The sequence below is a fragment of the Paenibacillus sacheonensis genome (genome assembly GCF_009909195.1).
GTDB classification, from domain to species: domain Bacteria; phylum Bacillota; class Bacilli; order Paenibacillales; family Paenibacillaceae; genus Paenibacillus_Z; species Paenibacillus_Z sacheonensis.
The window spans coordinates 44,915-71,718 of record NZ_JAAAMU010000013.1; the positions used below are offsets into that span (position 1 = coordinate 44,915).

Sequence of the window (26,804 nt, forward strand, 5' to 3'; positions counted from 1 at the left end):
TCCCCTCCTAAACATAAACTTAGTTTTGCGGGCGAAGTCTCGCAGCCGTCAATAAAACAAGAAAGCAAACCTACATCGGAAGCAAAAACTAAGTTTTGCGATGGCAAAGCCTCTCTTAAACTTTCGCAATCCGCCTGCGGTTCCAAGCATCGAGAGACTGCCAGAACGATTCCGGGACGGGATAGCGCAGCGCCTCGAGCGTGGAGAGCAGCTCGCCCTCGTCCTTCGGACCGGTCAGATTCATGACGATATCCGTGCAGCGCAGCGGATACTGCAGGGCAGCGGCTAATAAAGGAATGCCGAAGGCGGCGCACAGATCATAGACTTCCCCGGCGAGCTTGCGCCGTTTGACCGACTCCTCGTGCCTTTCCGACACCAGCAGCGTCCGAGGATCCGCGCCGGACAGGATGCCGGCGGACAGCGGGCTGCCGTTCACGATGCCGGCATTCCGTTCGGCGCCGAGCCGGATCAGCGTATCTGCGCTTTGATCGATCGGCGTATAATCCGAATACGTGAGCACGGAATCCACGTGACCGTTCGCAATGACTTCCTCGAGCAGATCCAGCGGGCGGGTGCCCAGACCGACGTAGCGGATTTTGCCGGCGCTTCTCGCTTCCCTCAGCGCTTCCAGCGCACCGCCGGGGACGGTGACTTGGCTGAGCGTATAGACGTCGTGGATTTGCAGCAGGTCGATATAATCCGTTTGCAAACGCCGCAGGCTTTCGTCGATGCCGCGCGTTACATGCGCTTTCGCTTCTCCCGGCGTCAGCTCCTTGGGGATCGGCGCCTTCGTCGCCGCGAAGACCGAGGAGCGAAGTCCGCCGAGCCCCTTGATGAACGAGCCGACGACGAACTCGCTGTCTCCATAGGCCGCGGACGTATCGTAATAGCGGATGCCGAGCTCGTAGGCATGTTCCAATACTGCCGTATCCCGCTTGAGACGGGCGGCATCCAGGCCGTCTCGTCCGAGCCAGGCGGCCCCGACGCCATATGCCCAATCGTCTCCGCCGTTACGCAGCCGGAACCGGCGGACTTCTTCGTTAAACGGCGGCATGGTTTCGTTAAGCAGGTGCGTTGACAAGTCGTTCCACCTCCATTTCAAGACGCAATTGGGTCGCTGGCTGCAGGAGTACCAGAAACTCCCGGTCATGAATGTCGTGATGCGCAGTCACCGTTCCGGCTTCCATGCAAGAAGAAGCGCGAACGGAGCGATGCTCGCCGAAGGCGCCCGCCAGCAGACGAAGCTCCCTGACTTCGCCGTCCTAGGCACGTCGCCGACCGACAGCCAGCCATGCGGCCATGTCCAGCCGTAGTAACCAGCATACCATTTGCCCCCAGTGTCTCCCCGATTTCGCCGGACAAACCGACGTTGTCGGGGACGAGACCGCCGTTCCGCTCGGCACGCGCAATCCAGGCATCCACGTATTCTTTCACCCTCGTACCGTACTTTTCCTCCCCGGTATGCAGGAAGGCGTTCGCAACCATCGTCGTGGCTGCCAAATTCGCGATCACGTCGCCGCGCGACACCCGCTCGCGTATGACGGCCCCCATCGCCGCGTGCTCGGGACGGCGGATATCTTCAAACTCACATGCGCTGCGCGAAACAACGGAAGTCCTCCCTCCACATTCCCCAAGGTACTCGTTTTATGGGAAAGTTAGTCGTGTCGGTTTTGAAGATCAGCGTCTAATTCGAATTTCATTGAGGACGGGGACGAACGACAGGCGACAGCAAAATTTGAGGCTGCGAAGCAAATGTATCGACTCTGCGGAGGTACTGGCTTGCCCTTGCCGAGCATGCGTCAGAGCCCCATCAAACCTGGGTAGGCGATTAGGGTTAGATACGTTCCCATGAGGCACGATTACGGACCAATACGAGGATCAGCGGCAACTATCGCATGTTTTGGGGGTCCCGATTAATAGGAGGAGGTTATTCGTCTTATTCGGGAGAATGCAGCGAGCACGGCAAGACTGGGGGAAGACTGGGGGAGTGATAGAATTAGAAAGGCCCGGCCATGCAGTCATGGCCGGACCCGGACGAACGTACGGTTTAAGACTGCGAATCGCAGCGGTAAACCTTGCACTTTTCCTGCTCCATAAGCGCGTGCACTTCTTCGATTTTCTTGGCGATGGCGAGAAGCAGCCGGTTGAATTCCTCGTCCGTCAGCGCGGAGGGAGGGGGTTCTATGTACGCGTCGTTTTGTTTGAACTTATCCATGATGTTCTCCTGCCATGTGAAGTCTCCGATTGCTGCCGCATAGTCGTAAAGATCCAGGTCGTCGCTCAAACCACTGAATGCTCCTTTGCCGTCCTGCATCAATCATTGTCATTGTCTCCTCCAAAATGAAACAATAGATACTCTTCGAACGTATAACGATGCAAGAAAGAAAATAAATCCAAATAGTGGATAACGCAACGATTTTGCTCACCACTATGCTAAAATTATAGTAAACTTTACGTTACATATCCGTTACATGTTTCGTTCCGCAGGCGAGCATTTATCATAATCGACCGGGGCAGAGGTCTTGCGTGGAGGCATTGAAATGTCAGACTTGAACGATCAGAATTCGATCATGACCTACCGTTACCGGCAATCAAGCCGAGCGGCGGCGGAAACGCTTCTGCTCCTTCATGGAAACGGCTTCAACAGCTCGTTTTGGGGCGAAATGGCCGAGCGTTTGAATGAGCGTTACCATCTGCTTTTCATCGATTTGCAGGGAGGCTTTGAAGGCGAGATTACCTGGGATATCCTGTCCAATGCGCTGTTCGGCGTGTTGGATGCGCTTGCGGTTCGAGAGGTTCATATCGCAGGGCACAGCTTCGGCGGCTCGCTGGCGGTCGCGTTCGCGGAACGGAATCCCAGCAGGGTCAAATCGCTCGTCCTGTTATCGATCGCCATGTTCTATCCCGCCGTCGAAGGGGAGCATATCGTTCATTCCTACCTGAAGCTCATAGAGAAGGAGGGGCTTCGGGCCGTCGCCCGGCGCGAGTTCATTCCGTTCCTCACGCTGCTCCCGGATGGACATGAGACGATTCAGCGGATTTACGACGCTTACGATCGGATGGACGGACGGCTGTACGTCCAATTGTTTCGACTGCAAATGCTGGAACGGCCCATTCATGAGCGGCGCAAAATCAACTGCAAGACGCTGCTGCTTGCCGGTGAGCGGGACAAGCTGTATCTTCCGCAGCTGCAATCGATTACGGCAGGCTACTTCGAGCAAGGATCGTTCCTGGTCGTGCCGCATGCGGCGAATGCGGTGTTCATCGACCAGCCGCTGTTGACGGCCCAGTGGATCGACGAGTTCATAACCAGAGCTTCGGATCGCGAGCTGCCGCAGGTGGAGAAGGAAACCATGGCCAGCCGAATCCCGTCCGTTCTTCATTCCGTCATGCAAACGGTCGCTCAGGCTTCGAGCTCTACCGCGGGCAGGCAGTTCGAGCCCACGCTCAGCGTCGCGTTGTTTCATCCGTTTCAAGTGCAACTGAACGGCGTTCCGATTGCGGATGGCTGGGATAAACGTTATGCGCGCAATATATTGGCCTATGTCGCGATACATCCCGCATGCACGCGGGAAGAGCTGTGCGATGCCTTGTTTCCGGACGTGCACCGGTCGGCTGCGCTTAATAATCTGCGGGTCTACTTAGGGCACTTAAAGAAGCTGCTCGAGCTGCCGGGCGGAGATTCCCTTCTTGACGCGGGCCGCAGGCATATCCGATTGAAGGCCGTCGTCGAATGCGATCTCCAAACCTATGCGGCCGCCATGAAGCGAATCCTGCTCATCGCGGATGAAGAGGCCAAATACGCGGCGGCCAAACAATTCCTGCCGCTGCTCGGCGAGGCGCCGTTCATGACGGGCATCTATGATCAGTGGTTCATCGATTTTCGCTCCGATTTCGAAGAGTTGATCGCCGAGCTATCCAAATGGACGGCATTGCGGGAAAAGCAGCTGAATCGGCCGGATTCGGCGCTGTACTTCGAGAAATTCGCCGGCAGCATTCTGGACGACTCTATGTAAATGCATCCATTCGGGCAATATCGTTGCGGTCATGGGCGGTCCTATTCTATGATAGACGTACATAAACCGATAGAAATGGATGGAAGCGACTTATGAACGAAAACAAGATATTGATCGTCGACGGAATGGCGCTGCTCTTCCGCGCGTATTTTGCGCAGTCGTACGATGCGCGCAGGACGGCGGACGGCACGCCGACGAATGCCGTATACGGCTTTCTGCAATATTTATTCGATGCGGTCAAGCAATTCTCGCCGACGCATGTATTGTGCTGCTGGGACATGGGGAGCAAGACGTTCCGCACGGAGATGTACGCGAACTATAAGGCGAACCGGCCGGAAGCGCCGGAAGACCTCATCCCGCAATTCTCGCTCGTGAAGGACATCGTCGCCGCGCTCGACATTCCGAACGTCGGGCTGGAGGGCTACGAGGCCGACGATTGCATCGGCACGTTGTCTCAGAAGCTCAGCGCGCTCGGCCATGTGTACGTGCTGACGGGCGACCAAGATATGCTGCAGCTGGTGTCGGACCGCATCCATGTCGTCATCATGAAGAAGGGACGCGGCAACTATGCGGTGTACGATCTGGATTTCCTGCGGACGGACAAAGGCGTGCACCCGTTCCAAATCATCGAGATGAAAGGGTTGACGGGCGACACGAGCGACAATTATCCCGGCGTCAAAGGAATCGGCGAGAAGACCGCGCTGAAGCTGCTGCAGGAATACGAATCGATCGACGGGATCTTGGCCAATCTGGATTCCTTGTCCAAGAGCGTCAAGACGAAGATCGAATCCGATCTCGACATGCTGCACTTATCCCGCACGCTCGCGCGCATCAATATCGAAGTGCCGATCCATTGCGAGCTGGATGCTTGCCTGTGGGCGGTGCCGCTGGAAACCGCGCAGCCGGTGTTCGAGCAGTATCGATTGACGTCGCTGCTGAAGCTGATTGGTTAACGGGACTCATGAATGTCATTATTTGTTGCTTGGAGAAACGGGATGGCGCGGCTGAGACTGCGCTGTCCCGTTTTTTCGTTCATCCGTTTGTTATCGACAGAATCTATCAAATGCGGTATTGTATGTTTAAAAGGAACATTATTATGTTCCTAACAAACACATCTCGCTCGGGAGGCTGTTCCGATGGCAAAGCTTCATCTGCTCAGTAACGCGCATTTGGATCCGGTTTGGCAGTGGGAATGGGAAGAAGGAGCGGCAGCGGCGGTATCGACGTTTCGCGCGGCGGCCGAGTTTTGCAGGGAGTACGACGGCTATATTTTCAATCATAACGAGGTTATTCTGTACCGGTGGATCGAGGAGTACGAACCGGAGCTGTTCAAGGAAATCCAAGAGCTGGTCGCGCTTGGCAGATGGAACATCATGGGCGGCTGGTACCTGCAGCCCGATTGCAATATGCCGTCCGGCGAGTCCATTGTCAGGCAGATGCTGCATGGGCGCGCCTATTTCCTGGACAAATTCGGGGCTAGACCGACGACGGCGATCAACTTCGATTCGTTCGGCCATTCCCGCGGTTTGGTGCAGCTGATGGCGAAGGCCGGCTTCGATTCGTATCTGTTCATGCGTCCGGACGACCGGACGATCGGGCCGGACAGGGACTTCCGCTGGGTTGGCCTCGACGGCTCCGAAGTGCTGGCGCATCAGACGTATTTCTACAATACGCAGATGGGCAAGGCGCGCCAATCGATTCAGCACTGGCTGGATCAGAACGCGGGCAAAGAGCTGGGCATCTTCTTGTGGGGCGTCGGCAATCACGGCGGCGGTCCGTCGCGGCAGGATTTGGACGATATCGGCGAGCTGATGCGGTCGAATGGCGAGGTCGACATCGTGCATTCCACGCCGGAGGCTTATTTTGCCGACTTGGCGCAAGGGCCGGAGCTGAAGCGTCACGAGAACGATTTGAATCCGCGGTTTATCGGCTGCTATACGTCGATGATCCGGATCAAGCAGAAGCATCGTTTGTTGGAGAATGAGTTGTACCTGACGGAGAAAATGCTGTCCGCCGCGGCGGTTGCGGGCAAAATTGCCTATCCGAAGGCGGAATTGCGCGAGGCAGCATACGATCTGATGACGGCGCAGTTCCACGACATCCTGCCAGGCTCTTCGGTCCAGCCTGCCGAAGATGCATCGCTTCGCCTGCTCGGGCATGGTTTGGAGATCGTTTCCCGTTTGAAGGCGCGCGCCTTCTTTGCGCTGGCCGCCGGAGAACGCAAGGCCGGCGAAGGGGAATATCCGATTCTCGTCTACAATCCGCATCCGTTCCCGGTCAAAGGCATATTCGCCTGCGAATTCATGCTTGCCGATCAGAACTGGAAACCGGAATTCTCGAACCCGATCGTGTACCGGGACGGCGTGCGCATTCCATCCCAATCGGAGAAAGAACAGAGCAACATCAACCTCGACTGGCGCAAACGCGTCGTGTTCGAAGCGGAGCTCGCTCCTTCCTCCATGAATCGGTTCGACTGCCGCATCGAGATGCTCCCGGCGCGTCCGGAGCCGTCGGCCATCGCGGAGAACGGCCGTATCGTCTTCAATAACGGCACTTTGGAAGTCATCGTTAACACGAACACCGGCCTGCTCGATGACTATAAGGTAAACGGCGTGTCGTACTTGAAGCCGGGCGCGTTCCTGCCGGTCGTCGTCGCGGACAATGAAGATCCGTGGCGAATGGACACGAATCGCTTCGAACCGGATATCGGCTCGTTTCAGCTGATGGACCGCGGAGCGGGCTCGGACTTCTCGGGCCTGCGCCACGCGCTGCTGCCTTCGGTGCGCATCGTCGAGGACGGCGAGGTTCGGACGGTCGTCGAGGCCATGCTCGCGTACAACCAGTCGAAGCTTGTGCTGACCTACAAGCTTCCGAAGCGGGGAAGCCGGCTCGAGGTGCATGCGCGCGTCTATTGGAACGAAAAAGACAAGCTGCTGAAGCTGTCCATACCGACTGCGATCGCAGATCCGGCCTATTGCGGGCAAACGATATACGGCGTGCAGGAACTGGATACGGGAGGGCAGGAAGCCGTCGCCCAGAAATGGACGGCGTCGTATTCCCGCGCCGCGGATACGGCGGTCACGCTGATCAACAACGGCACGTACGGCTCGGATTTCAAGGATGGAGCCATCCGTCCGACGCTGCTCCGCAGCCCGGGTTACACGACGCATCCGATCATGGACCGGCCGTTGATCGTGCAGGACCGCTTCTCGCCTCGGATCGACCAAGGCGAGCGGGAATTCACGTTCTGGCTGAACGTGGGAACGGCTGCGGAACGGCTGGCGCATGTCGACCGCGAAGCTGCGCAGCTCGGCGAAGCGCCGTATGCCTTGTCCTTCTTCCCGACGGGCCGGGGCGAGAAGCCGCTGCCGCTCGTCGAACTGAAGGACGATGTGGTTCAACTCGGCGCCTTCAAGGCGATGGAGCGGGAGAATGACTATATTCTCCGGCTGCATGAGCCGACGGGCAGCTCGCGCGAAACGGAGGTTTCGCTGCCGGCGCTCGGCATCTCGAACCGCGTTCGGCTGAGTCCGTTCGAGGTCAAGACGTACCGCGTATCGGCGGTCAATCGCACGATGGAAGAAATTTCGTTGATGGAAGGCATGTAACCCCCGCCGGGCCAGCCCAAGGTCATCGTACGATGACGTTCGGGCTGGCCTTTTTTGCCGTTCCGCGCGGACAGTCCGATTTCTGGACGAAGGCACGTACGAAGACTCGCGTGCGCAGGCCGGGAAAGGACGGGAATGAAAAAAACCGAACGGATGCGGGACCGATCCTTCGATCGGCGTTCGCTTCCATTCGGTTATCGGCGCTTGCCGGGGGTGCGTCATGGTCAAGGCTCGTCTATGGCATCCGGATAACTGTCTTCACCGGGGTAATCGCGGTCAATCCCCTGGTGCAGATCGCGGTTCTCGTAATCGAATCTGTTCGGCGAGCGCATGTCGACCCGCCAGGGCGAGCTTTTCCCAAGCGACGCTTTCACGATATCGGAGCCGTAAGGGCCTTCCGGGAACTCTTCCGCTACGAGGTCGTTGCGCTGGGATTCCACCGATTTAAAATCCGTATACGTTTGACGATCTTCTTCTATGAACAAGTCGGCACCTCCTGAAACGGTTAGTTGAGTTGGCGTGGCTTAATTACCGTTTCAGTGTGCCCCGATCAGTCGGTAAAATTCACCGATCCGACCACCAATTCGAGAAATTGGCGCAAATCGGCGGCTTCCTCTTCCGTAATCTTGTACGTGTATTCCAGATAGCCCTCCTCGTCCAAATCGTCCTGTCCCACGATCGCGGTGCGTCCGCTTTGCAGGTCGGTAATCAGCTTCTTGCCGTAGAAGCGGTTCGTCGTCATGATGGCCAGGTCGAACCGCTTCAAGTTCGGCGTGATGAACGTCACGAAGCGGGTCGTCGTTTGCTCGGTCGTATCCGACATAAAATCATAATCAGGCAGCAGCATCGGTCGTTCCTCCTTTAGCTGCGTCTATCATAGCATCCCCGTCGCAAACCCGGCAACAACACCCGAAGGAAGGAAGGAACAGGAAGTCTTTCTATTGCCATCCATATCGGGGCTGTGCTATGATAGCAGCAATCGAATCGCTGCACGTGAGGAAGCACCTCTTATCGCCATTATATGGCGGCAAGAGGTGCTTTTTTTGCGTGTCTAGGGCCGGCTGCGGGATCGCCCGGAGGGGCTGGGTTTGATCAATACGAATGACGGAGGTATCTGCATGCAGGTCGTATTTTTGAACACGTTTGAGAAGCAGGGCGGAGAGGACGGGGCAGCCGGCGAAGCGCAGCTGTCGATGTGCGAGCAGAACGGCGTATGGTCGGTCATCTGGACCGATTCTACGATCGGGCAGGCAGACGGGCAGCAAATTTGGTATGAGGGCGGGTCTTGGGAAGAGATGATGACCGCGTTCCGGCACGGGGTTGCCGTGCAGATGGGGAACGGCTTCTCGCCGCTGATCGACGGCATGCTCGAGGAACGCAGGAGCCTGGAGGGGACCGGCACGCTGTATTCGTTGATTCAATGCTACGGCGAGTTGAACGGCGATTCGGAATTGTATAACGCCCTGCGCGATTGGCGGCGCGCCAAGGCGGTCGCGATCAAGAAGTCGGCGTATTTGGTCGCGACGAACCGCATGCTGTGGATGATCAGCGCCTTCGTGCCGCATCAACCGGAGGAGCTGCTGCAAATCCCGGGCTGGGGCGAATCGAAGCAGGCCGCATACTGCGAGGAAGTGCTGGCGATTACGGGGGCTAGCCCGCGGGAGACGCAGTTCCCGCTCGACTGGGTAGCAGGCGCGCTGGATCCGAAGGCGTATACGAAATGGGTATTCAAGCAGAAAGAGAATAAGTTCAAGGCGCAGTTGGATCGTCAGATCGAGAAGCGGGAGCTGCTCCGGGCGATCGCCGAAGGCAAGACGATCGACGAGCTGCAGGCGCAGACCGAGCTTCCGCGCCGGGATTTGTTGGAAAGAATCGAGAAGCTGGACACGGAGGGCTACGATTTGGAGCCGCTTATCGAGCGGGAGCTGGCGCAGATGCCGGAATTCGAACAGCAGCTCGTCTGGGAAGCGATGCAAGCGATCGGCGACAGGTATCTGAAGCCTGTCCTGCATCAAGTATACGGAGAGCAAGCGGATCAAGGGAAAGGCAAATCGCTTGACGTTATCTACGACCGGCTGAGACTGATTCGGCTCCGGTACCGCAGGGCAAACGGCGGGCAGGACCGGGTCTCGTAGAAGCCGAGGTTCGCTACTGGCTGGAGCGCGGGCTTGCGGATTGCGGCCAGATGGGATCCTCGAACCGAATCGACAAGCCGCTGTCGCAGCCATAGCCGGTCTCGTAGGAACGGTTACCGATCGATTCCGTCGCGGATTCGCGAAGCTGCCGCTTGGACGGGACCGTCGTCTCCTGCATATCCTCGCGTTCCGGTCCATGGGCGCCTAGCCACAGCAGAACAGTCTTCACGACGGTTACGCTTTCTTCCATCGCTTTATCCCACAATGTCCACACATCGTCGCCGTGCATGGTAAGCCCGTCTGTCGGGTCCAGCCATGGACGGCGCGCTTCGTTCAGAATATCCAGCATCGGCAGCCGGCTTTCGTACACGAACGGATCGATCCGCTTGAACGTCAGCATCCGCTTTAATCCGCTTGGATCATGAAACAGCCGCTGCGCGCGAATCATGTCGCGCATGGCGATCCGCCAGTCTTCCCGCCGGATGCGCGCGGCAAGGTCGGGATAATGAACGGCAGCGATGCCCTCGAAGGCGTCGACGATCGGCTCCGGAAGCTCGCCTCCGATATCGATTTCGCGCCAGACGGCAGTCTTCCAGGTTTCCGTGCCAAGCAGCTTCCGCGCGATCAGCGTATCCATCATGACTTCGAAGCGCTGATGGTCCCACTTGCGAGAGCCCGAACGGCTGAAGACATAGGGATGCATGACACGGTCCAGGAGATGATGCAGCAGGAACCCAATGGCATATACAGTCGCCGCAGCTTTGGATGGATCGGCGGCGGGGATGCGGTCTACCGCGTCCAGCAGGTCCATGAGAACAGGGCCGCAGCTCCGCTGGTGCATGGCGCTCCCGAGCTTGTTCATCGCCTTGTTTGTCTGCCAGGGCAGGAACTGATGATAGAACAAGAAGTCGGGCCCCTGGCAGCCCATATTAAACATGCGTTTGCGTTCCGTGAGCGCGACCAGTGACTCTACTCCTAGTGCTTCCAGGCATCGCTGTCCGAAAATCATGTGGGTCCAGACGTTTGGCACGAATAACCTCCTAATAAATGGTATAAAACGGGCATAATACGGTGTATAGGCAAAAAGTTTAGCAGATCTTTAGGACGATGGTTCGACATATTTCCGCAAAAGACGATAAGGCATGGTATACTTGGCCTAAGTAATCTTGTATAATTGGAAATAGTTTCAACGACAACGTCGAAAAGGGGCGCTACCTCAAGATGAAGGCTGAGTATATTAATCCCTTCCTGGAGTCCGCTAAAATCGTGATCGAGCAAGTGATTCAAATCAGACCTTCTACTGGGCAGCTCGGCATTAAAGACATAAAGTTCGTGGAAAATTACATATGGATTCAGATCGGTCTGAAAGGTCAAATGAACGGGGATATCGTATTCGGCTTAAGCGAGCAGGTAGCGCTCAAGATGGTTTCTGCCATGATGGGGGGCTATGCCATCGCCGAAATGGACGAGATGGGCAAGAGCGCGATCTCGGAGCTCGGCAATATGATAAGCGGCAACGCCAGCACGATGCTGTTCAATCAAGGCGTCAGAGTGGATATCACGCCGCCGAAAGTGATTCATTCCGCGCAGGCCGCGGGCTTCTCGGCAACGAAGGCATTGACGATACCGTTGATCATGGACGGTATTGGCGAATTGGATATCCAAGTGCTAATTGCATCGTAGCATGATTCAAGCTCCCGCGGGAGCTTTTTTTGATGCTCCGGTTTCCAGGGCACGGTTCGTTTTGCCTATTCGTACAGGTTGCGATAAACTGGGAGACAGGTGATGCAGGTGTTGCAAGGGAAAATCATAGTCATAACCGGCGCGGCGAGCGGCATCGGCGCCGAGACGGCCAGGCAGTTGGCGGCGCAGGGCGCCGTTCCGATCCTGACCGGACGAAGCAAAGTCAAGCTGCAGCAGGTCTCCGATACGATTGGCGGCAAGCACGGCGTATACGAAATGGACGTGACCGACGACGCGGCCGTTCAGTCCGTCATTCGTACGATCGCGGGCGATTACGGGCGGATCGACGTCCTGCTCAACAATGCCGGTTTCGGAGTGTTCGAGCTGCTCGAAGATACGCCGCTGGAACGGTTCGAGGCCATGATGGATACCAATTATATGGGGATCGTCCGCTGCACTAAGGCGGTGCTTCCGGTCATGAAGGCGCAGGGCGAAGGACATATCGTGAACGTCGCGTCCATGGCGGGCAAGCTAAGCACGGCTAAGGCTTCCGGTTATGCCGCGACGAAGCATGCGGTGCTCGGTTTCACGAATGCGATCCGTCCCGAGCTTGCCGGGATGCGCATAGCGGTGACGGCCATCAATCCGGGGCCGATCGATACGCCGTTTCTGAAGTCGGCGGATCCGTCCGGGGATTATTTCAACCGTTTGAAAGGCTTCATGCTGCAGCCGGAGCAAGTCTCGGCAGCGATCGTGAAGGCGATTCGCAAGCGGACGCCGGAAGTGGATCTGCCGTGGACGGCATCCGTCGGCATTCGAATATACGGGCTGTTTCCGCGCATGGCCGACAGGCTGGCCGGAAGATGGCTCAACCGTAAGTAAGCATAAGAGGAGTTTGATGCATGTGTCTTGGGAAAACTTGCAGCTGCAGCCGCAGCTGATAGAAGCATTACGAAAACATACGATCGAGGCGCCGACGCCCGTGCAGACGGAGACGATTCCGCTGCTCCTGGCAGGTCATGATATCACGGCAAAATCGCAGACCGGCTCCGGCAAGACGCTGGCTTATATGCTGCCGGCCCTGCAGCGCGTCGATACGTCGAGCAGCGCCGTGCAGGTGATGGTTCTCGCGCCTACGCAGGAGCTCGCGATGCAAATATTCCGCGTGGCGGAGACCTACGGCGAAGTAATCGGCGTTCGTACGCAGCAGCTGATCGGCGGGGCATCGATGCAGCGCCAGGTGGAGAAGCTCCGCGAGCATCCGCATGTCGTGGTGGGCACGCCGGGAAGGATTCACGAGCTGGTGAAGTCCCGCAAGCTGAAGCTGCAGGGCATCCGATTCGTCATTATCGACGAAGCGGACCAAGTGTTCAATTTGGGTTCGACGGTCGAAGTGGAAGTGCTGCTCAAAGGCATGCTTCGCGACCGGCAGATCGCGTTCTTCTCGGCGACGAGGCCGCAGGCGATGGCCGAAGTAGAGGAGCGCTGGATGCGGGAGCCGAAGCAGGTGAACGTCACTCCCGACGCGCAGGCGAGCAGCAGAGTGGCGCATTATTTTGTCGTATGCGAGAAGCGGGACAAGGCGGACACCGCAAGAAGGCTCATCCATCTGCTGAAGCCGGCATCGGCGCTCATGTTTATTAACGAGACGGACGAAATCGCGAATTACGAGGCGAAGCTGAAGTACGAAGGCTTCTCCGTGGAGACGCTGTACGGCGATGCGGACAAGCAGCGGCGCTCGGCCACGCTGGCTCGTTTCAGGGAAGGACGCCTTCAAATTCTGCTGGCGACGGACGTGGCGGCCAGGGGACTCGATATCGCGGATTTGCCGCTCGTCGTTCACTTGGATCCGGCGCTGGATGCGGACCACTACGTTCACCGCTCCGGCCGTACGGGCCGGATGGGCAAATCGGGTACGGTCGTATCCGTCGTGACGCGCAACCAGCTGTTCATCATGGATAAATTCCGCAAGCAGCTCGGCATTCCGCTTCAGGAGAAGACGATGTACAAAGGCCAGCTGTGGACGCCGGGCGAAGAGCCGGGCGGACGGGCGGATGAAGGCTTGCGTCGCGGGAATGCGCCGCGGCGCGCGGAGACCGGAGCTGGCGCCGAGAAGTCCGGCACCCGTCAGGCGGACAGGCAGACGGAGAAGCGCCCAAGCGCTCGGCAGGCTTCATCCGGCGAAGCTGGAGCGGCGGCACCGATTGCGGTGCGACGGGCAGCGGAAGGACCATTCGGACGAACAGCGCGCGCGTCGGCCGGCCAAGGAGGAAGCGGCAGTGCGGGGGCGTCCCGCGCGGCCGATCCGCAGCGGTCAGCGAAGCCGGGGAAATCCAAGAAGGAACTAGAGCGGGAACGGAAAAACAAAGGGGCGCCGAAATGGCTGAAAGCCAAGCGCGACGGCGAACCGCAATAACAGGGAATCGAAGGACCGGAATGAGCCTGGAGCTCATTTCGGTCTATTTTACGTTTTTTACGTATTTTGCGTGTCTGAGAATGGTTAGATGAATGGCCGCATAAACGCGCGGGTTGGTTTCATTCATCCTTTTTCGAGCGAATTCATTAGTTGCCAAATTCAAGGCATTAAAGGTATGATAGCGTTTTCAGGACGATTTTCTCTCTTATGCTTGGGATGGAAAATTACCTGCACCATAATTACTCTCAGAAGCTGGACGAATCGCATTCATGCTCGGGTATCGGGCGGACGAGCTGTTGCCTAGCAGCCGCAGTCATGTACCGCTTCAACGAAATCAATGAGAGAGGGAGTTGTTGGCATGGCAGAAAAGTTGAAAATCGGGGTAATCGGAGCGGGGGGCATCTTCCAATGGGCGCACTCCGCGCCGCTGAAAGCACATCCGGAGGTTGAGATCGTCGCGATCTGCGACATCGATCTGGAGAAAGCGACGGCTGCTGCCGCGCAGCACGGCATACCGCAAGCGTTCAGCGACTACCGCGACGTTATCGCGCTCCCGGATATCGATATCATCGACATTTGCACGCCGAACCTGTTTCATTCGGAAATCGCCGTAGCCGCGCTGGAAGCGGGGAAGCATGTCTTCTGCGAGAAGCCGGACGCGGTGAACCCGGGCGAAGTGCTTCGCATGAAGGAAGCATCCGAGAAAAGCGGCAAAGTGCTGATGGTCATGCGCAACAACCGTTTCCGACCGGCTTCTCGTTACCTGAAACAGTGGATCGAACAGGGAAATCTGGGCCAAGCTTATGCTGGCCGCTGCGGCTGGACGCGCCGCCGGGGCATCCCGGGCAAAGGCGGATGGTTCACGACCAAAGAACTATCGGGCGGCGGTCCGCTGATCGACCTGGGTGTTCATTTTATCGATTTGGCCATGTGGTTCATGGGCAATCCGAAGCCGGTATCGGTCACCGGCGCGACGTATACCAAGTTCGCCGACGGTCCGGATATCGCAGGTTCGGAGCACAGCAAATTCGGCGAGAAAGCGGAAGGCGAAGGCATCTTCGACGTGGAGGACCTGGCGATCGGCTTTATTCGTTTCGACAACGGCGCTTCGCTGCAAATCGAATTCAGCTGGGCCTCGAACATCGAAGAAGAGGAGAATTTCGTCGAGCTGCGCGGCACGAAAGCCGGGTTTAAATTCAGCAACGGCAAGCTGGGCATCTTCGGCGAAAACAACGGCGTCGTTACCGACTTGGTCCCTCGTCTCGGGAAGGATACGGGCGGTCACGGCGAGAATTTGGCTCATTTTATCGACGTCGTGAAGGGCCGCGAAAAACCGATTTTCACCATCGACCAAGGCATCGATATGATCAAGGTGCTGTCCGCCATTTACGAGTCGGCCCGAACCGGCTCCGAGGTCAAGCTATAACGGCAGCTTCGCCATTTGTCGCCTCTCCGGGATGGCAGATGGCTCTTTTTTGCTGCCCGCGGTTATCGCCGACGGCATTCTGTCCGTATAGGTATGATATGACAAGTTTTTTCCGACGCTACCCCCTGAAAGCCTTTGCACTCTCCCGAACGATATGAGCGAACGTAAAAAGCGGCCTGGACCGCATCGCGAGGAGAGTGGCATCACCATGAAAAAAGCCATGTTGAAGAAGGCAGCAGTTACATCGATGGCGTTACTGACCCTAGCAGGAGGCGCCGGAAGCGCATTTGCCGACGGCAAGGGAAACGGACATAACGAACGCGACAATCACGGCGGCAAGAACGACGATAAATCCTACACGAGCAACGACAAGAATGGCGGAAAAGGCAACGGTTCCGGCATCAACCTTCACTTCAAAGACGAGCAGGACCTTAAGTGGGCGCTTGAATATATCGTTCGTTTGGCTTCGAAAGGCGTATTCAACGGCTATGAAGACGGCACGTTCAAGCCGCAGCAGAAAATTACGCGCATCGAGTCCATCGTGGCGGCCGTCCGCCTGATGGGCTTGAAGGACCAAGCGGAATCGCAAGCCGAAATGGGCACGAAGCTGAATTTCAAAGACGCGGATCAGCTGAAGAAGAAATATCCGTGGGCCGTCGGTTACGTGGCCGTCGCGCTGGAGAAGGATTTGTTCTCCGAGTCGGAAGACACGATCCAGGCTGACAAGCCGGCGACGCGCCTGTTCGCGGCGACGCTGCTCGTGAAGGCGCTGGGTCTCGAAGCCGAAGCGAAGGCAAAGGCGAACTCGACGCTTAACTTCCGCGACGCGGACAAAATTCCGGCGGGCTCTGTCGGCTACGTGCAAGTCGCGCTGGAGAAGAACCTGATCACCGGTTACCAGGACAACACGTTCCGTCCGAATCAACCAGTGACGCGCGCCGAGCTGGCTGCCCTGCTTGACCGCACGGACACGCAGCTCCCCGATCACGACGCTGCGGCCATCACGGGCAAGCTGAAAGCCGCTTCGGCGAACGGTTCGATCACGGTCGTGAAAGCGGACAACAGCGAAGTCGCGCTGGCGCTTGACCCGAACGTGTTCATCTTCCGCGATAATGTCAAAGCTTCCGTATCCGCGCTGAAAGCGGGCGACGAGGTGCTCGTGCGCACGTATCAGAACAAAGTCGTCTTCATCGAAGTGACGAAGAAGGCGCCGGAAGCTCCGCAGGCGACGACGCAAATCGGCGCATTCAGCTCGATGAAACTGAACGCGCAAGGCAGAATTTCCACGATTACGATCCTGAAGGCAGTCAATGGCGGCACGCAGGCTTCCGAATTGAACGTTTCCCCTGACGTTACGGTCATCGGCGAAGCGGCGCTGCTGGAATACGGGCATGCCGTAGAACTGACGGTTCTGAACGGTATCGTCGTTTCGATTAAAGTCGTTTCTTAATTAGCGGATCGGCCTTTTCAGTAGACCGCAATATTCGGCAGGTCAACGTACCTGTGCTGCAGGCGCGCTTCCCTTCTTCCATCGCGGACGAAGGGAAGCGCGCTATTTGTTATGCTGCGGCCGGTAGCTGAGTCTCTTCGGTCTTAACCTGGAGTGAAGGGAGAGCAGGGGAGCGGAAGAGCGGCAGGGCGGCGGCTTTTCGCATAAACCTTTTTTTCGGTATAATGGAAGGACGAGGTGAGTTATGCGATGAAGCCAATATTAGAAGTCAAAGGGCTGACGGGCGGATACAGTCCCAGGCGGCCCGTGCTGCATGATTTGAATTTTGAAGTCGCCGCAGGCGAAATGGTAGGCCTGATCGGCTTGAACGGCGCCGGCAAGAGTACCGCCATTAAGCATATTCTCGGGCTAATGCAGGCGCATGCGGGCGAGATCCGCATCGACGGCCATACGCTTGCGGAACAGCCGGAGAACTATCGGCAGGCGCTCGCTTACGTGCCGGAATCGCCGCTGCTCTTCGACGAACTGACGGTGGAGGAGCATCTGCGTTTGACGGGCATGGCTTACGGCGTCGAGGAACCGCTCTACGAGAAGCGCAGCGAAAGCCTGCTGGATGAGTTCTACATGACCCCGAAGCGCGGCGCATTCGCTTCGCATCTCTCGAAGGGGATGCGGCAGAAGGTCATGATCATGAATGCTCTTCTGGCGCGGCCGGCGCTGTACGTCATCGACGAACCGTTTCTGGGCTTGGACCCGCTCGGTATCCGATCGCTGCTGGATAAGCTGGTCGAGGTGACGAAGGAAGGCTCGTCCGTGTTCATGAGCTCGCACATTCTGTCCACGGTAGAGTCGTATTGCAGCCGCTTCATCGTGCTGCACCAGGGCGTCATCGTCGCGCAGGGAACGCTGGCCGACGTCTGCGAGACGGCGGGCATGACGCGCGACACCGGCGCTGGTTCGCTGGAGGAAGCCTTCTACCGCCTGGTGGCAAATGGGGGATCGCATGGATCGTTCCGTTGATGCGCTGTGGCGCAAGCGCGCCAAAGACTTTCGGCGCGGAAGCAGCCCGTACCTGCGCGACATGGCCCAAAGCGGGCTGCCCGGCGTCACGATCATGCTGCTCCTCGCCGGAATCGCAGGGTATGGCCTGCTGCTGCGCGACATGCCGGTGAATTTCCCGTTCACGCTTGTCGGCGTCGTTCTGTTGACGCCATTCATGAGTTGGAGCCCGCTGCGCACCTGGCTTCGGGAGGCGGATATCGTCTTCTTGGTGCCGCGCGAAGCGGAGATGCCCGCTTATCTTCGGCGCTCGTTCCGTTATAATACCTTTGCCTGCGCGGCTGCGGTCCTTATCGTTTGCTTGGTTTACTTACCGCTTTATCTGGCAGGGCCGGCTGCGACGCCGCCCGTCCTCATCGTTATCTTCGCGCTGCTGCTGAAGCTGATGAACACGGCCGGCGCCTGGCGCGAACGCCAGCTTGCGGGACGCGGACCGCGGCGCTTGATCCGGTTGCTCCGCTGGGGCGCGACCGCCGTCGCGGCTGGTGCGCTGCTGCAGACGGAGCTGTGGAAAACCGTGCTCTACCTGGTTGTGATCGCGGGCTTGTTTTGGCTGCTGTACGCGCGTTTGCCGCGTTATCCGCTGCCTTGGCTGACCTTGATCGCCGAAGAGCAAGTGACGCGCCGGCGGTATATGGCCTTCTTCAGCGCCTTTGCCGACGTGCCGACGGAGTCGGCAGCCGTCCGGTCACGGCCGTATATTTCGTGGCTGGCGCGATTTGTCCCGTATGGCAAACGAAACGCGTTTACGTATTTGTACGCGTATACGCTTGTTCGGACTGAACTTGGCGGCATTATTTTGCGGCTGGCGGGCCTCGGCATCGTCTCCGGCATGCTGTCCGCTTACGCCGGCTTGCTCCAGGGCTGGGGCTCGGCCTGCGTCTGTCTGCTGTTCGTTTGGCTCAGCGGCATTCAGCTGGGCTCGCTCGCGCACTCGCATCGGCATTCCGTCTGGCGGCTCGTCTATCCGCTGCCGGAGCAGACGCGCCGCGATGCCGTGCTGCGCGTCGATCGGATCACCGCGCTGCTCTGCGCCTTTGCGATCTGGCTGCCGCATGGCATTCTGCTGCCGGGGCAGGGCATGACCGTGCCCGCTCTGGCTGCGCTCGCGCTGTCTGTGCTGTATGTGCTGGCGCTCCGGCCGGCGCGGATGAAGAAGCTGTTGACGTTTGATCCGGACGACGATTAGAGGCTCGGTATTGCGATGGATGCTCTCGTGGTGCTCCGGTATTGCGATGGATGCTCCCGTGGTGCTCCGGTATTGCGATGGATGCGCTCGTGGTGCTCCGGTATTGCGATGGATGCGCTCGTGGCGCTCCGGTTTTGCGATGGATGCTCCCGTGGTGCTCCGCACCAAAGTCGCATCCATTCGCAAAACCTACGCACCAAAGTCATGTCCATTCGCCAAAACCTTCGCACCAAAGTCACGTCCGTTCGCAAAACCTTCGCACCAAAGTCACGTCCATTCGCAAAACCTACGCACCAAAGTCGCGTCCGTTCGCAAACCTTCGCTTGCAGTGTTTTTTGAGGGCCGGGGCTCCGAGGATTAGTGCTCCGGCTTTGTTCTAGGCGCTCCCGTGGTGCTCCGCACCAAAGTCGCATCCATTCGCAAAACCTACGCAGCAAAGTCACGTCCATTCGCAAAACCTACGCACCAAAGTCACGCCCGTTCCCAAAACCTTCGTTTGCGGTGTTTTTTGAGGGCCGGGGCTCCGAGGGTTGGGGCTCCGGCTTTGTTCTAGGCGCTCCCGTGGTGCTTTGCACCAAAGTCGCTCCCAGCTCAAAACCTTCGTTTGGTTTGTATGGAATTGGATAGATCGAAATAAGTGCAAATATGCACTTAATTCCGGCTAAAAGGTGGATTTGAGCGAAATAAGTGCAAATATGCACTTATTTCTTTACGTACACCCAAATGGATGATTTTTTGTGCGAAATAAGTGCTGATATGCACTTATTTCGAAAATCGTCGGGAAAATTGAGGAATTAGTTGCATATTTGCACTTATTTCCTCTTTAGCCCCTAATTGGATGGGGACGTTTCTTGTCTCATCATGCCAGATACATTTTGTAAAGCCGCAGGCCCGGGTAACCGTTATTTGTATGGTTGTGCTCTCTACTCGCCAAGCGGTGTCCAGCTGCGGGCACGCGATTTGCGAAACGGCGCCACGTGTGCCGAGAACGCAATCGCGAAACGGCACCACGCCTGCCGAGAACGTAATCGCGAAGCGGCACCATTCCTACCGGGCACGCAATTTGCAAAGCGGCGCCACGCCTTCCGCATTGCTGCCTGTGCATGAAATGCTACCTTTGTTCACTATGGGATCGCGGGAGTTCTATATCGCTCTTAACGACCTCATGCGCAGCTAATCAAAAAAGCACCGGCAACGCCTCATGCAGACGATTGCCGGTGCTCTTTTCTATGAATACATACGCCGGTGCTTCTTTTCTAGGCAACAAGCTGCCAAATGCCATGCTAGAGCAAGGCCGTTTGCCGCTTCAAATCCAGCCGATAGCCTTTGACCAGCGTCTCGCCGTTCATGATATCGGTATTGAATGCGCGCTCGAAGCCGAGGCGTTCGTAGAGGCTGACGGCGGACGCCATCATGTCGGACGTGTGCAGGTTCAGCCACTCGGCGCCCAGCAGGACGGATCTGGAGACGGCTTCGCGGATGAGCGCCGTCGCGATGCCTTTGCCCCGATGCGCGGGCGGCACGGCAAGCAGCCGGATGATCGGGTTCGTAATGCCGAGCTGGGGCGCTCCGTAGGCGGCTGCCGAGTCCATGAAGAGCTGGGCGGAGCCGACGATGCGGCCGTCCTCCTCCGCGACGATTTTTGCCGCGACTCCTTCGTTGTCGAAGGAAGCGAGAATAGAGTCGCGGTATGCCTCCCATCGGTCCGCGGACAAGGTTTCCGAGTACTGCGAATAAGCATCGATGCTGACCTGAATGACCGCGTCGCGGTCTGCGTCCGTCGCATCCCGAATGATGATTGTCATCGAATATTCCTCCCTATCGGCTGACGCCCGCCGGGCGCCTTCAAGTAAAACTCATTATACTCCGTAATTCCGACTGGATAAATAGGATATATAATAATTCAATATGCCAATAGAAGATATCGATAGAAGATAGGATTGAATTCATGATTGAACATAAGATTGAATTCATGATTGAATTCACTATTGAAATCAAAGATTGAAAGATAGTTAGTTAAGATTCGATAAAGGTTCCGATGCAGGAGGGTTTCTTTAGAAAACCAATTCCTTTCCATTCTCCCTCTGCAAGCTGCCGAAAGCAAGCCTCATTGACGCCGCGCGGGCAAAAGCTATAGAATACATATAATTCCCAGTTTGTTGATGCGAATAATAAAATATAAGGCGGTGCCGGATATGAACATCGAGAATATCGAGGCTTTTGTCTACGTGAATCATTACGGAAGCTTCAACAAGGCGGCCGAGGTACTGTTCCTTTCCCAGCCGTCGGTAACGGCCCGTATCCAAACGCTGGAACGCGAGCTCGACTGCAAAGTGTTCGACCGGCTGGGCAAGCAAATCGCGCTGACCGAGAAGGGCAAGCAGTTCCTCCCCTACGCGCAGCAGATCATGCAGACGTTTCAGAAAGGCAAGCTGCACATGCAGCAGCGCAAAACGGTTCCGCACGAGCTGCGGATCGGCGCGACGGTGTCCGTCTCGAATTATCTCATTCCGAGCCTGCTGCCCCGGCTAAAGCAGCGATACCCGGAAATCCATATCAAGCTGACGACCTCGAGCACGGACGATCTGGTAAACAAGCTGCTTAACAAGGAAATCGATCTCGCATTCGTGCGCAAGGTGGTGCATCCTTCCCTGATCTCTTATAAATTTTACGAGGATCCGATCAAACTATACGTGTACGAAGGGCATCCATTCACGCAGAAGAGCAGCGTGTCCATCGAAGAAATTGGCTTCCAGCCGCTCGTCTTCTTCGAATGCGGTTCGCTTGACTGGATGCGGGTGCACCGGGTGTTCGACAGCCTGGACCGTCAGCCGAACATCGAATACTTCGTCGACAATTCCGAGTCGGCCAAGAAGCTCGTGCTGGAGCGCGCCGGCATCTGTTTCCTGCCGGGGCTGTGCGTGGAGGAGGAAGTGCGGGAGGAGAAACTCTTTCCGATCGATTTCGAGGAAGTGAACGGCATCACGCTGCAGACGAACCTGATTGCCCGGAACGGCGAGCATGCCATGTTCGCGGAATCGCTGATGGAGATCGGTGAGTCGCTGTTCGGCTAATTCCAGGCATGCGAGATATTCGGAGTATGCGATGTTTGAGTGGTGCGTACATGCCGAGTTCGGCTGTGAATCGGCGGTATTACGCATTCCCTCTATGCTTGGTATGGATCGGCTCGTTTCTCCTCCGCATCGCCAGCAACTTAAACGCCCTCCCAGGCGACAGATCGAATCTCTCCATCGACGTATAGAAAATCTCTATCGAAAAGCGGATTGACCGATAACGGCCTCGGATGATAAATTAGTTTCAATCCAATTCCGATTAAAACGATTGGAATTATAAAATTTAGATTTGGCGACGATCTACCATTCCTGTGGAGGTCCGAAGGCACAGCCTTGGCCGGTACGGCAAAGGGAACATCACACAGCGGAGGTAGAGGGGTATGAAAAAGACAATGATCGGTACGGCAGGCTTGGCGTTGGTGGCATTAACGGTGGTTGCGACGGGGTGCAGCTCGAAGAACGAAACGAACGAGGCCAGCGCGAACGCTTCCGGCAATGCGAAGACGAATGATGCGGCAAGCGCAAACGCGGCGGCGGACGTGAAGAAGATCATCGTCGGCACCGGTACGCAATTTCCGAAGGTATGCTTCTTGGACGAAAACGGCAAGCTGACCGGCTTCGACGTCGAACTCGTGAAAGAGATCGACAAGCGCCTGCCGGGTTACGAATTCGAGTTCCAAACGCTCGATTTCTCCAACCTGCTGCTCAGCCTCGAAACGAAGAAGATCGACTTCGTAGCGCATGAGATGGAGCAGAACCCGGACCGCGCGGCCAAATATTTGTTCAACAAGGAAGCATACGCCCACTGGAAAACGAAGATCATCGTTCCGAAGGATAAAGGCGCCGCCTATAAAAACCTGGACGACCTGAAAGGCAAGAAGGTGCTGACGACCGCGACGAGCGCCGAGGCGACGCTGCTGGAAACCTATAATAAATCGCATGACGACGCGATCAAGATCGTCTATACGAACGGCGCGGCCAACGATACCGTCAGCCAATTGACTTCTGGCCGGGTGGATGCCACGCTCGGGGCGGATTTCACGCTTTCCCTGATCGATCCGCAAGCGAAGCTGGCGTCGGTCGGCGATACGCTGGAAGAAGCCGACGTGCAATTCGTGTTCCGCAAGGACGACCCGGACGGACAGAAGCTGGCCGATGCGGTGGACGGCGCCATCAAGGAAATCAAAGCGGACGGCACGCTGGGCAAGCTGAGCGTTCAATGGCTCGGCGAGGATTACACGCAGGAATAAGGCCGAAGGAGGGATAGGATAATGGGAGAAAAGTTCGACATCGGTTATGTCTTCACGTTTTTCCCCAAGCTCGCGGGCACGCTTCAGACAACGCTCATCATCGTGGGCGGAGCGCTGCTGACCAGCCTGATCGTCGGATTTCTCGTGGCGCTTCCCCGCCTCTATAAAGTACCTGTCCTGCAGCGGCTGTCCCAGCTCTATGCTTCGTTCTTCCGGGGAACGCCGATTCTGATTCAGCTCTTCCTGTTCTACTACGGACTGCCGGAGATCCTGAAGCTCGTCAACATCGACGTCAGCCGGGCGCCCGTGCTCGTATTCGTCATCCTGACCTACGGCCTGCATACAGGCGCCTACGTCTCGGAGACGATTCGATCGGCCGTCGCCTCCGTGGACCGGGGCCAAGTGGAAGCCGCCTACTCGGTCGGGATGTCCGGTTACCAAGCGTTCACGCGTATCGTGATGCCGCAGGCGCTCGCGATCGCGGTGCCGGTCCTCTCCAACGTCATTCTGGCGCTGCTGAAGGATACGTCGCTTGCCTTCTCGCTCGGCGTCATGGAGATGACGGGCAAGTCGCAGACGCTGGCGGCGCTGACGAATCATTTCGTCGAAAGCTATATCTCGCTCGCGCTGATCTATCTGGTCATCAGCATGGTGCTGGAACGGCTGCTCATTATTCTGGAGCGGAGACTGCTGCGGCACGAGAGCCGCGCAGCCGACCCGTTCCCGGTCTTCCGCCGCGAGCGGTTCCGCCGAATTCGCCAATGGTTCACCCGCGAACGCAGCGTTCGCCTTAGAGAGGAGGCGCAGTAGCATGAAGCTGGATCCATCGTTCATCTGGGAAGCCTTAGTCAAGCTGCTGCCCGTCATACCGACCTCGCTGCTCATCACGGCGGTGTCCGTGCTCTGCGGTTTCGTCATCGGTACAGTCGCTGCTTTCATCCGCATTTACAAGGTGCCGGTGCTTCATCCGATTGCCTCCGCCTACGTCACGTTCATCCGGGGCACGCCGATGCTGACGCATCTGCTCATCATCTATTTCGGATTGCCGCTGATGATCGATGCCTTAAGCTCGCAGCTTGGACTCGGATTTCGTTCGGCATCGATTCCGATGATCGATTTCGCGTTCATCGCGTTCTCGCTTACGGCCGGCGGTTACATGTCGGAGGTCGTTCGTTCCGGTCTGCTTACCGTGAACCGGGGCCAGATCGAAGCCGCCTACGCGGTCGGCATGACGACGCCTCAGGCGATCCGGCGCATCGTGTTCCCGCAGGCGATGGCCGCGAGCATTCCGAATTTGTCCAACGCGGTCATCGGGATGCTGCATGCGTCGACGCTCGCTTTTACCGTGTCGGTCGTGGAGCTGTTCGCCAAAGCGCAGATCGTCGCGTCGACCAACTGGAAATTCTTCGAGGCTTACTTGGCCGCCGCCATTATTTTCTGGGGACTCACGGTTCTGATCGAGCGCGTAGCCGTTTTCTTGGAGAAACGGGTCAATTCTTACAATCGGGGTGGGGTCGCATGATCAAGCTGACGGGCATTACCAAATCATTCGGCAGGCAGCAGGTGCTGCAAGGGATCGATCTTCAGGTGGAGAAAGGCGAGGTCGTCGTCATTTTGGGTCCGAGCGGCTCCGGCAAAACGACGCTCCTGCGCTGCATCAATTACCTGGAACGTCCGAACGAAGGACGAATCGAGATCGGGGATTTCGAGGTCGACTGCGGCCGCGCAAGCAAGAAGGATATCTACGCGCTGCGGGGCAAGACGGCGATGGTGTTCCAGCATTACAATCTCTTCAAGCACAAGACCGTGCTGGAGAACGTCATGGAAGGCCTCGTCATCGTGCAGAAGATGCCCAAGGAAACGGCGCGCCGCCGCAGCGTCGAGGTGCTGGAGAAAGTCGGGCTCGGCGAGAAGCTGGACGCTTATCCGAGCATGCTCTCCGGCGGTCAGCAGCAGCGCGTCGGCATCGCCCGGGCGCTGGCGCTGAATCCGGAGGTTATCCTGTTCGACGAACCGACCTCGGCGCTCGATCCCGAGCTCGTCGGCGAGGTGCTGGCGGTCATTCGCCGGATCGCGAAGGAAGGGATCACGATGATCGTGGTCACGCACGAGATGGGCTTTGCCCGCGACGTGGCGAACCACGTGGTGTTCATGGACGGCGGCGTCATCGTCGAAGAAGGCGCGCCGAGGGATATCTTCAACAAACCGCGGGAAGAGCGGACGAAGCAGTTTTTCAAGCGGATCATGCCGGAGCCGGCCTATTCCATCTAATTTCATGCCAGTTCAAGCCGATTTCACGCAATCAATCCAACCCAATTCAAGCTACCAGGAGGGAAAGCAATGGGAATTATTCTTAGCATCTTGGATCAAACGCCGATTTATCCGGGGGAGACGGCGTCGGAGGCTTTTCGCCATACGGTGGCGCTGGCGCAGCGGGTCGAGGCGCTCGGCTACAGGCGACTGTGGGTATCGGAGCATCACGATTCCGAGCATGTCGGGGGATCGTCCCCGGAGGTGCTGATCTCGCATCTGCTTGCCAAGACGGAACGGATTACGATCGGCTCGGGCGGCATCATGCTGCAGCATTACAGCCCGTATAAAGTCGCGGAGAACTTCAACGTGCTTTCGTCGCTGGCCCCGGGACGCGTCGATCTTGGCATCGGACGCGCGCCGGGCGGGCTGCCCCGTTCCACGCAGGCGCTGCAGCGCGGCATTCAGGATCCCCCGTCCTTGACCGATAAAATCGTCGAGCTGGAGAAATTCATTCACGGCAAGCTGGAGGAAGATCATCCGCTTGCGGGACTGAAAGCTTCGCCGTCGCCGGAAACGGCGCCGGAACTGTACGTGCTCGGCACGAGCGTGGGCAGCGCCGAGATCGCGGCTTCGCTAGGTCTGCCTTACGTGTTCTCGCAATTCATCAACAGCGACGAAGCGGTCGCGCTGGCTGCTTTCGCGGCGTACCGCGGGCAGTTCAATTACGAGAGCGGCCGGCAGCCGCAGGCGATCTTCGCGCTTGCCGCGATCGTGGCCGACAGCGACGAGGAAGCCGAAGGACTCGCGGGAAATCACCAGCTGGTCAAGATTCATCTCGAGAGCGGACGGACGCTGACGGTCGGCACGATCGAGCAAGCGGAGGAGTACGGCAGGCAGTCCAACGAGAAATATCGCATCGAGGTCAAAGCGCCCGAGATCACGAAGGGCTCCAAAGAGACGGTGCGCGCCAAGTTTTTGGAATTGCAGGAGAAGTTCGGCGTGGAAGAGTTCATCGTGACGACGAACGTGCCTCATTTCGAGAAACGGCTGCGCTCGTTCGAACTGCTGAAAGAAGCCTTCGCCGCGGAACTGGTCGCTCCGGACTGGGCCTCGACGAATACGGAGAACTCGGCGGACGCGCCGGACACGGCGAAATCGGCGGCAGCGAGGGCTGTCGATGCGCAATCGTTCGAGTCCGATCACGCATCATCGAATCCGTCGGTATCGGCGGCGGTCTAATAGCAG

At 57.5% G+C, this 26,804-nt stretch carries 24 protein-coding genes and 1 pseudogene; 18 read left to right on the forward strand and 7 right to left on the reverse strand.

Going from position 1 to position 26,804, the window contains the following annotated elements; all coding sequences use genetic code 11:
• Window positions 1–115 precede the first annotated feature (115 nt).
• On the reverse strand, window positions 116–1,081 hold the full coding sequence (locus tag GT003_RS21895; protein ID WP_161701847.1) for an aldo/keto reductase: 966 nt from the start codon (window positions 1,079–1,081) through the stop codon (window positions 116–118).
• A 67-nt stretch (window positions 1,082–1,148) separates the two neighbouring features.
• Between GT003_RS21895 and GT003_RS21900 the strand changes: the two genes are divergently transcribed.
• Window positions 1,149–1,313: a hypothetical protein gene (locus GT003_RS21900; RefSeq protein ID WP_161701849.1), complete on the forward strand. Its 165-nt coding sequence runs from the start codon at window positions 1,149–1,151 to the stop codon at window positions 1,311–1,313.
• A gap of 2 nt (window positions 1,314–1,315) precedes the next feature.
• Here GT003_RS21900 and GT003_RS33205 read toward each other — a convergent pair.
• Together GT003_RS33205 and GT003_RS21905 are read right to left on the reverse strand one after the other, a co-directional pair.
• Window positions 1,316–1,551: pseudogene (locus tag GT003_RS33205) on the reverse strand (DUF8034 domain-containing protein); the annotation flags it as partial.
• A gap of 496 nt (window positions 1,552–2,047) precedes the next feature.
• Window positions 2,048–2,284, reverse strand: coding sequence for a hypothetical protein (locus tag GT003_RS21905; RefSeq protein WP_161701851.1), 237 nt, complete (start codon window positions 2,282–2,284; stop codon window positions 2,048–2,050).
• Window positions 2,285–2,540: 256 nt separating this feature from the next.
• Between GT003_RS21905 and GT003_RS21910 the strand changes: the two genes are divergently transcribed.
• From GT003_RS21910 to GT003_RS21920, 3 genes are all read left to right on the forward strand, one after another.
• The gene (locus GT003_RS21910; RefSeq protein ID WP_161701854.1) at window positions 2,541–4,016 is read left to right on the forward strand and encodes an alpha/beta fold hydrolase; all 1,476 of its coding nucleotides are present in this window, start codon (window positions 2,541–2,543) and stop codon (window positions 4,014–4,016) included.
• 92 nt (window positions 4,017–4,108) lie between these two features.
• On the forward strand, window positions 4,109–4,969 hold the full coding sequence (locus GT003_RS21915) for a 5'-3' exonuclease (protein WP_161701856.1): 861 nt from the start codon (window positions 4,109–4,111) through the stop codon (window positions 4,967–4,969).
• A 183-nt stretch (window positions 4,970–5,152) separates the two neighbouring features.
• The gene (locus tag GT003_RS21920) at window positions 5,153–7,624 is read left to right on the forward strand and encodes a glycoside hydrolase family 38 N-terminal domain-containing protein (RefSeq protein ID WP_161701858.1); all 2,472 of its coding nucleotides are present in this window, start codon (window positions 5,153–5,155) and stop codon (window positions 7,622–7,624) included.
• A 224-nt stretch (window positions 7,625–7,848) separates the two neighbouring features.
• Here GT003_RS21920 and GT003_RS21925 read toward each other — a convergent pair whose 3' ends face one another.
• Window positions 7,849–8,109, reverse strand: a complete 261-nt coding sequence (locus tag GT003_RS21925; RefSeq protein ID WP_161701860.1) for a hypothetical protein — start codon at window positions 8,107–8,109, stop codon at window positions 7,849–7,851.
• Between the two features lie 65 nt (window positions 8,110–8,174).
• The gene (locus GT003_RS21930; RefSeq protein WP_204798931.1) at window positions 8,175–8,471 is read right to left on the reverse strand and encodes a DUF3055 domain-containing protein; all 297 of its coding nucleotides are present in this window, start codon (window positions 8,469–8,471) and stop codon (window positions 8,175–8,177) included.
• A gap of 271 nt (window positions 8,472–8,742) precedes the next feature.
• On the opposite strand from GT003_RS21930, the gene GT003_RS21935 reads away from it, so the two are divergent.
• Window positions 8,743–9,759: an HRDC domain-containing protein gene (locus GT003_RS21935; RefSeq protein ID WP_161701862.1), complete on the forward strand. Its 1,017-nt coding sequence runs from the start codon at window positions 8,743–8,745 to the stop codon at window positions 9,757–9,759.
• Between the two features lie 13 nt (window positions 9,760–9,772).
• On the opposite strand, the gene GT003_RS21940 is transcribed toward GT003_RS21935, so the two are convergent.
• A complete protein-coding gene (locus GT003_RS21940) occupies window positions 9,773–10,789 on the reverse strand; it encodes a zinc dependent phospholipase C family protein (protein WP_161701864.1) in 1,017 nt (338 codons plus the stop codon).
• Window positions 10,790–10,980: 191 nt separating this feature from the next.
• Here GT003_RS21940 and GT003_RS21945 point away from each other — a divergent pair, with 191 nt between their 5' ends.
• The 7 genes from GT003_RS21945 to GT003_RS21975 all read left to right on the forward strand — a co-directional run bounded on the left by GT003_RS21945 (window position 10,981) and on the right by GT003_RS21975 (window position 18,982).
• Window positions 10,981–11,442 carry a chemotaxis protein CheX gene (locus GT003_RS21945; RefSeq protein ID WP_161701866.1) on the forward strand — a complete coding sequence of 154 codons (462 nt, stop codon included), beginning with the start codon at window positions 10,981–10,983 and terminating at the stop codon, window positions 11,440–11,442.
• 102 nt (window positions 11,443–11,544) lie between these two features.
• On the forward strand, window positions 11,545–12,324 hold the full coding sequence (locus GT003_RS21950; RefSeq protein ID WP_161701868.1) for an SDR family NAD(P)-dependent oxidoreductase: 780 nt from the start codon (window positions 11,545–11,547) through the stop codon (window positions 12,322–12,324).
• Window positions 12,325–12,340: 16 nt separating this feature from the next.
• Window positions 12,341–13,858 (forward strand): DEAD/DEAH box helicase, encoded by a 1,518-nt coding sequence (locus tag GT003_RS21955; protein ID WP_161701870.1) that lies wholly within the window; start codon window positions 12,341–12,343, stop codon window positions 13,856–13,858.
• Between the two features lie 358 nt (window positions 13,859–14,216).
• On the forward strand, window positions 14,217–15,284 hold the full coding sequence (locus GT003_RS21960; protein WP_161701872.1) for a Gfo/Idh/MocA family protein: 1,068 nt from the start codon (window positions 14,217–14,219) through the stop codon (window positions 15,282–15,284).
• A gap of 208 nt (window positions 15,285–15,492) precedes the next feature.
• Window positions 15,493–16,734, forward strand: coding sequence for an S-layer homology domain-containing protein (locus GT003_RS21965; protein ID WP_161701874.1), 1,242 nt, complete (start codon window positions 15,493–15,495; stop codon window positions 16,732–16,734).
• A gap of 249 nt (window positions 16,735–16,983) precedes the next feature.
• Window positions 16,984–17,754, forward strand: coding sequence for an ABC transporter ATP-binding protein (locus tag GT003_RS21970; RefSeq protein WP_161701876.1), 771 nt, complete (start codon window positions 16,984–16,986; stop codon window positions 17,752–17,754).
• The gene (locus GT003_RS21975) at window positions 17,738–18,982 is read left to right on the forward strand and encodes an ABC transporter permease (protein WP_161701878.1); all 1,245 of its coding nucleotides are present in this window, start codon (window positions 17,738–17,740) and stop codon (window positions 18,980–18,982) included. Before GT003_RS21970 ends, GT003_RS21975 begins: the two co-directional genes overlap by 17 nt.
• 1,283 nt (window positions 18,983–20,265) lie before the next feature.
• Here GT003_RS21975 and GT003_RS21980 read toward each other — a convergent pair.
• On the reverse strand, window positions 20,266–20,787 hold the full coding sequence (locus GT003_RS21980) for a GNAT family N-acetyltransferase (protein ID WP_161701880.1): 522 nt from the start codon (window positions 20,785–20,787) through the stop codon (window positions 20,266–20,268).
• 390 nt (window positions 20,788–21,177) lie between these two features.
• Between GT003_RS21980 and GT003_RS21985 the strand changes: the two genes are divergently transcribed.
• From GT003_RS21985 to GT003_RS22010, 6 genes are all read left to right on the forward strand, one after another.
• A complete protein-coding gene (locus GT003_RS21985) occupies window positions 21,178–22,056 on the forward strand; it encodes a LysR family transcriptional regulator (protein WP_161701882.1) in 879 nt (292 codons plus the stop codon).
• Window positions 22,057–22,436: 380 nt separating this feature from the next.
• Window positions 22,437–23,306: a transporter substrate-binding domain-containing protein gene (locus GT003_RS21990; protein WP_161701884.1), complete on the forward strand. Its 870-nt coding sequence runs from the start codon at window positions 22,437–22,439 to the stop codon at window positions 23,304–23,306.
• Between the two features lie 21 nt (window positions 23,307–23,327).
• Entirely contained in the window at window positions 23,328–24,116 is a 789-nt protein-coding gene (locus GT003_RS21995) for an amino acid ABC transporter permease (RefSeq protein ID WP_161701886.1), read from the forward strand.
• Window position 24,117: 1 nt separating this feature from the next.
• Complete coding sequence (locus GT003_RS22000; RefSeq protein WP_161701888.1) at window positions 24,118–24,828, forward strand: amino acid ABC transporter permease; 711 nt, start codon at window positions 24,118–24,120, stop codon at window positions 24,826–24,828.
• Window positions 24,825–25,577, forward strand: a complete 753-nt coding sequence (locus tag GT003_RS22005; protein WP_161701890.1) for an amino acid ABC transporter ATP-binding protein — start codon at window positions 24,825–24,827, stop codon at window positions 25,575–25,577. The genes GT003_RS22000 and GT003_RS22005 overlap by 4 nt, the downstream gene beginning before the upstream one ends.
• Window positions 25,578–25,646: 69 nt before the next feature.
• The gene (locus tag GT003_RS22010) at window positions 25,647–26,798 is read left to right on the forward strand and encodes an LLM class flavin-dependent oxidoreductase (RefSeq protein WP_161701892.1); all 1,152 of its coding nucleotides are present in this window, start codon (window positions 25,647–25,649) and stop codon (window positions 26,796–26,798) included.
• The last annotated feature ends 6 nt before the right edge of the window (window positions 26,799–26,804 follow it).

Coding starts and splice junctions, on each gene's coding strand:
- GT003_RS21900 (WP_161701849.1), top strand. CDS start 1,149: ATGAATGTCGTGATGCGCAGTCACCGTTCCGGCTTCCATGCAAGAAGA.
- GT003_RS21910 (WP_161701854.1), top strand. CDS start 2,541: ATGTCAGACTTGAACGATCAGAATTCGATCATGACCTACCGTTACCGG.
- GT003_RS21915 (WP_161701856.1), top strand. CDS start 4,109: ATGAACGAAAACAAGATATTGATCGTCGACGGAATGGCGCTGCTCTTC.
- GT003_RS21920 (WP_161701858.1), top strand. CDS start 5,153: ATGGCAAAGCTTCATCTGCTCAGTAACGCGCATTTGGATCCGGTTTGG.
- GT003_RS21930 (WP_204798931.1), bottom strand. CDS start 8,471: ATGCTGCTGCCTGATTATGATTTTATGTCGGATACGACCGAGCAAACG.
- GT003_RS21935 (WP_161701862.1), top strand. CDS start 8,743: ATGCAGGTCGTATTTTTGAACACGTTTGAGAAGCAGGGCGGAGAGGAC.
- GT003_RS21945 (WP_161701866.1), top strand. CDS start 10,981: ATGAAGGCTGAGTATATTAATCCCTTCCTGGAGTCCGCTAAAATCGTG.
- GT003_RS21950 (WP_161701868.1), top strand. CDS start 11,545: ATGCAGGTGTTGCAAGGGAAAATCATAGTCATAACCGGCGCGGCGAGC.
- GT003_RS21955 (WP_161701870.1), top strand. CDS start 12,341: ATGCATGTGTCTTGGGAAAACTTGCAGCTGCAGCCGCAGCTGATAGAA.
- GT003_RS21960 (WP_161701872.1), top strand. CDS start 14,217: ATGGCAGAAAAGTTGAAAATCGGGGTAATCGGAGCGGGGGGCATCTTC.
- GT003_RS21965 (WP_161701874.1), top strand. CDS start 15,493: ATGAAAAAAGCCATGTTGAAGAAGGCAGCAGTTACATCGATGGCGTTA.
- GT003_RS21970 (WP_161701876.1), top strand. CDS start 16,984: ATGAAGCCAATATTAGAAGTCAAAGGGCTGACGGGCGGATACAGTCCC.
- GT003_RS21975 (WP_161701878.1), top strand. CDS start 17,738: ATGGATCGTTCCGTTGATGCGCTGTGGCGCAAGCGCGCCAAAGACTTT.
- GT003_RS21980 (WP_161701880.1), bottom strand. CDS start 20,787: ATGACAATCATCATTCGGGATGCGACGGACGCAGACCGCGACGCGGTC.
- GT003_RS21985 (WP_161701882.1), top strand. CDS start 21,178: ATGAACATCGAGAATATCGAGGCTTTTGTCTACGTGAATCATTACGGA.
- GT003_RS21990 (WP_161701884.1), top strand. CDS start 22,437: ATGAAAAAGACAATGATCGGTACGGCAGGCTTGGCGTTGGTGGCATTA.
- GT003_RS21995 (WP_161701886.1), top strand. CDS start 23,328: ATGGGAGAAAAGTTCGACATCGGTTATGTCTTCACGTTTTTCCCCAAG.
- GT003_RS22000 (WP_161701888.1), top strand. CDS start 24,118: ATGAAGCTGGATCCATCGTTCATCTGGGAAGCCTTAGTCAAGCTGCTG.
- GT003_RS22005 (WP_161701890.1), top strand. CDS start 24,825: ATGATCAAGCTGACGGGCATTACCAAATCATTCGGCAGGCAGCAGGTG.
- GT003_RS22010 (WP_161701892.1), top strand. CDS start 25,647: ATGGGAATTATTCTTAGCATCTTGGATCAAACGCCGATTTATCCGGGG.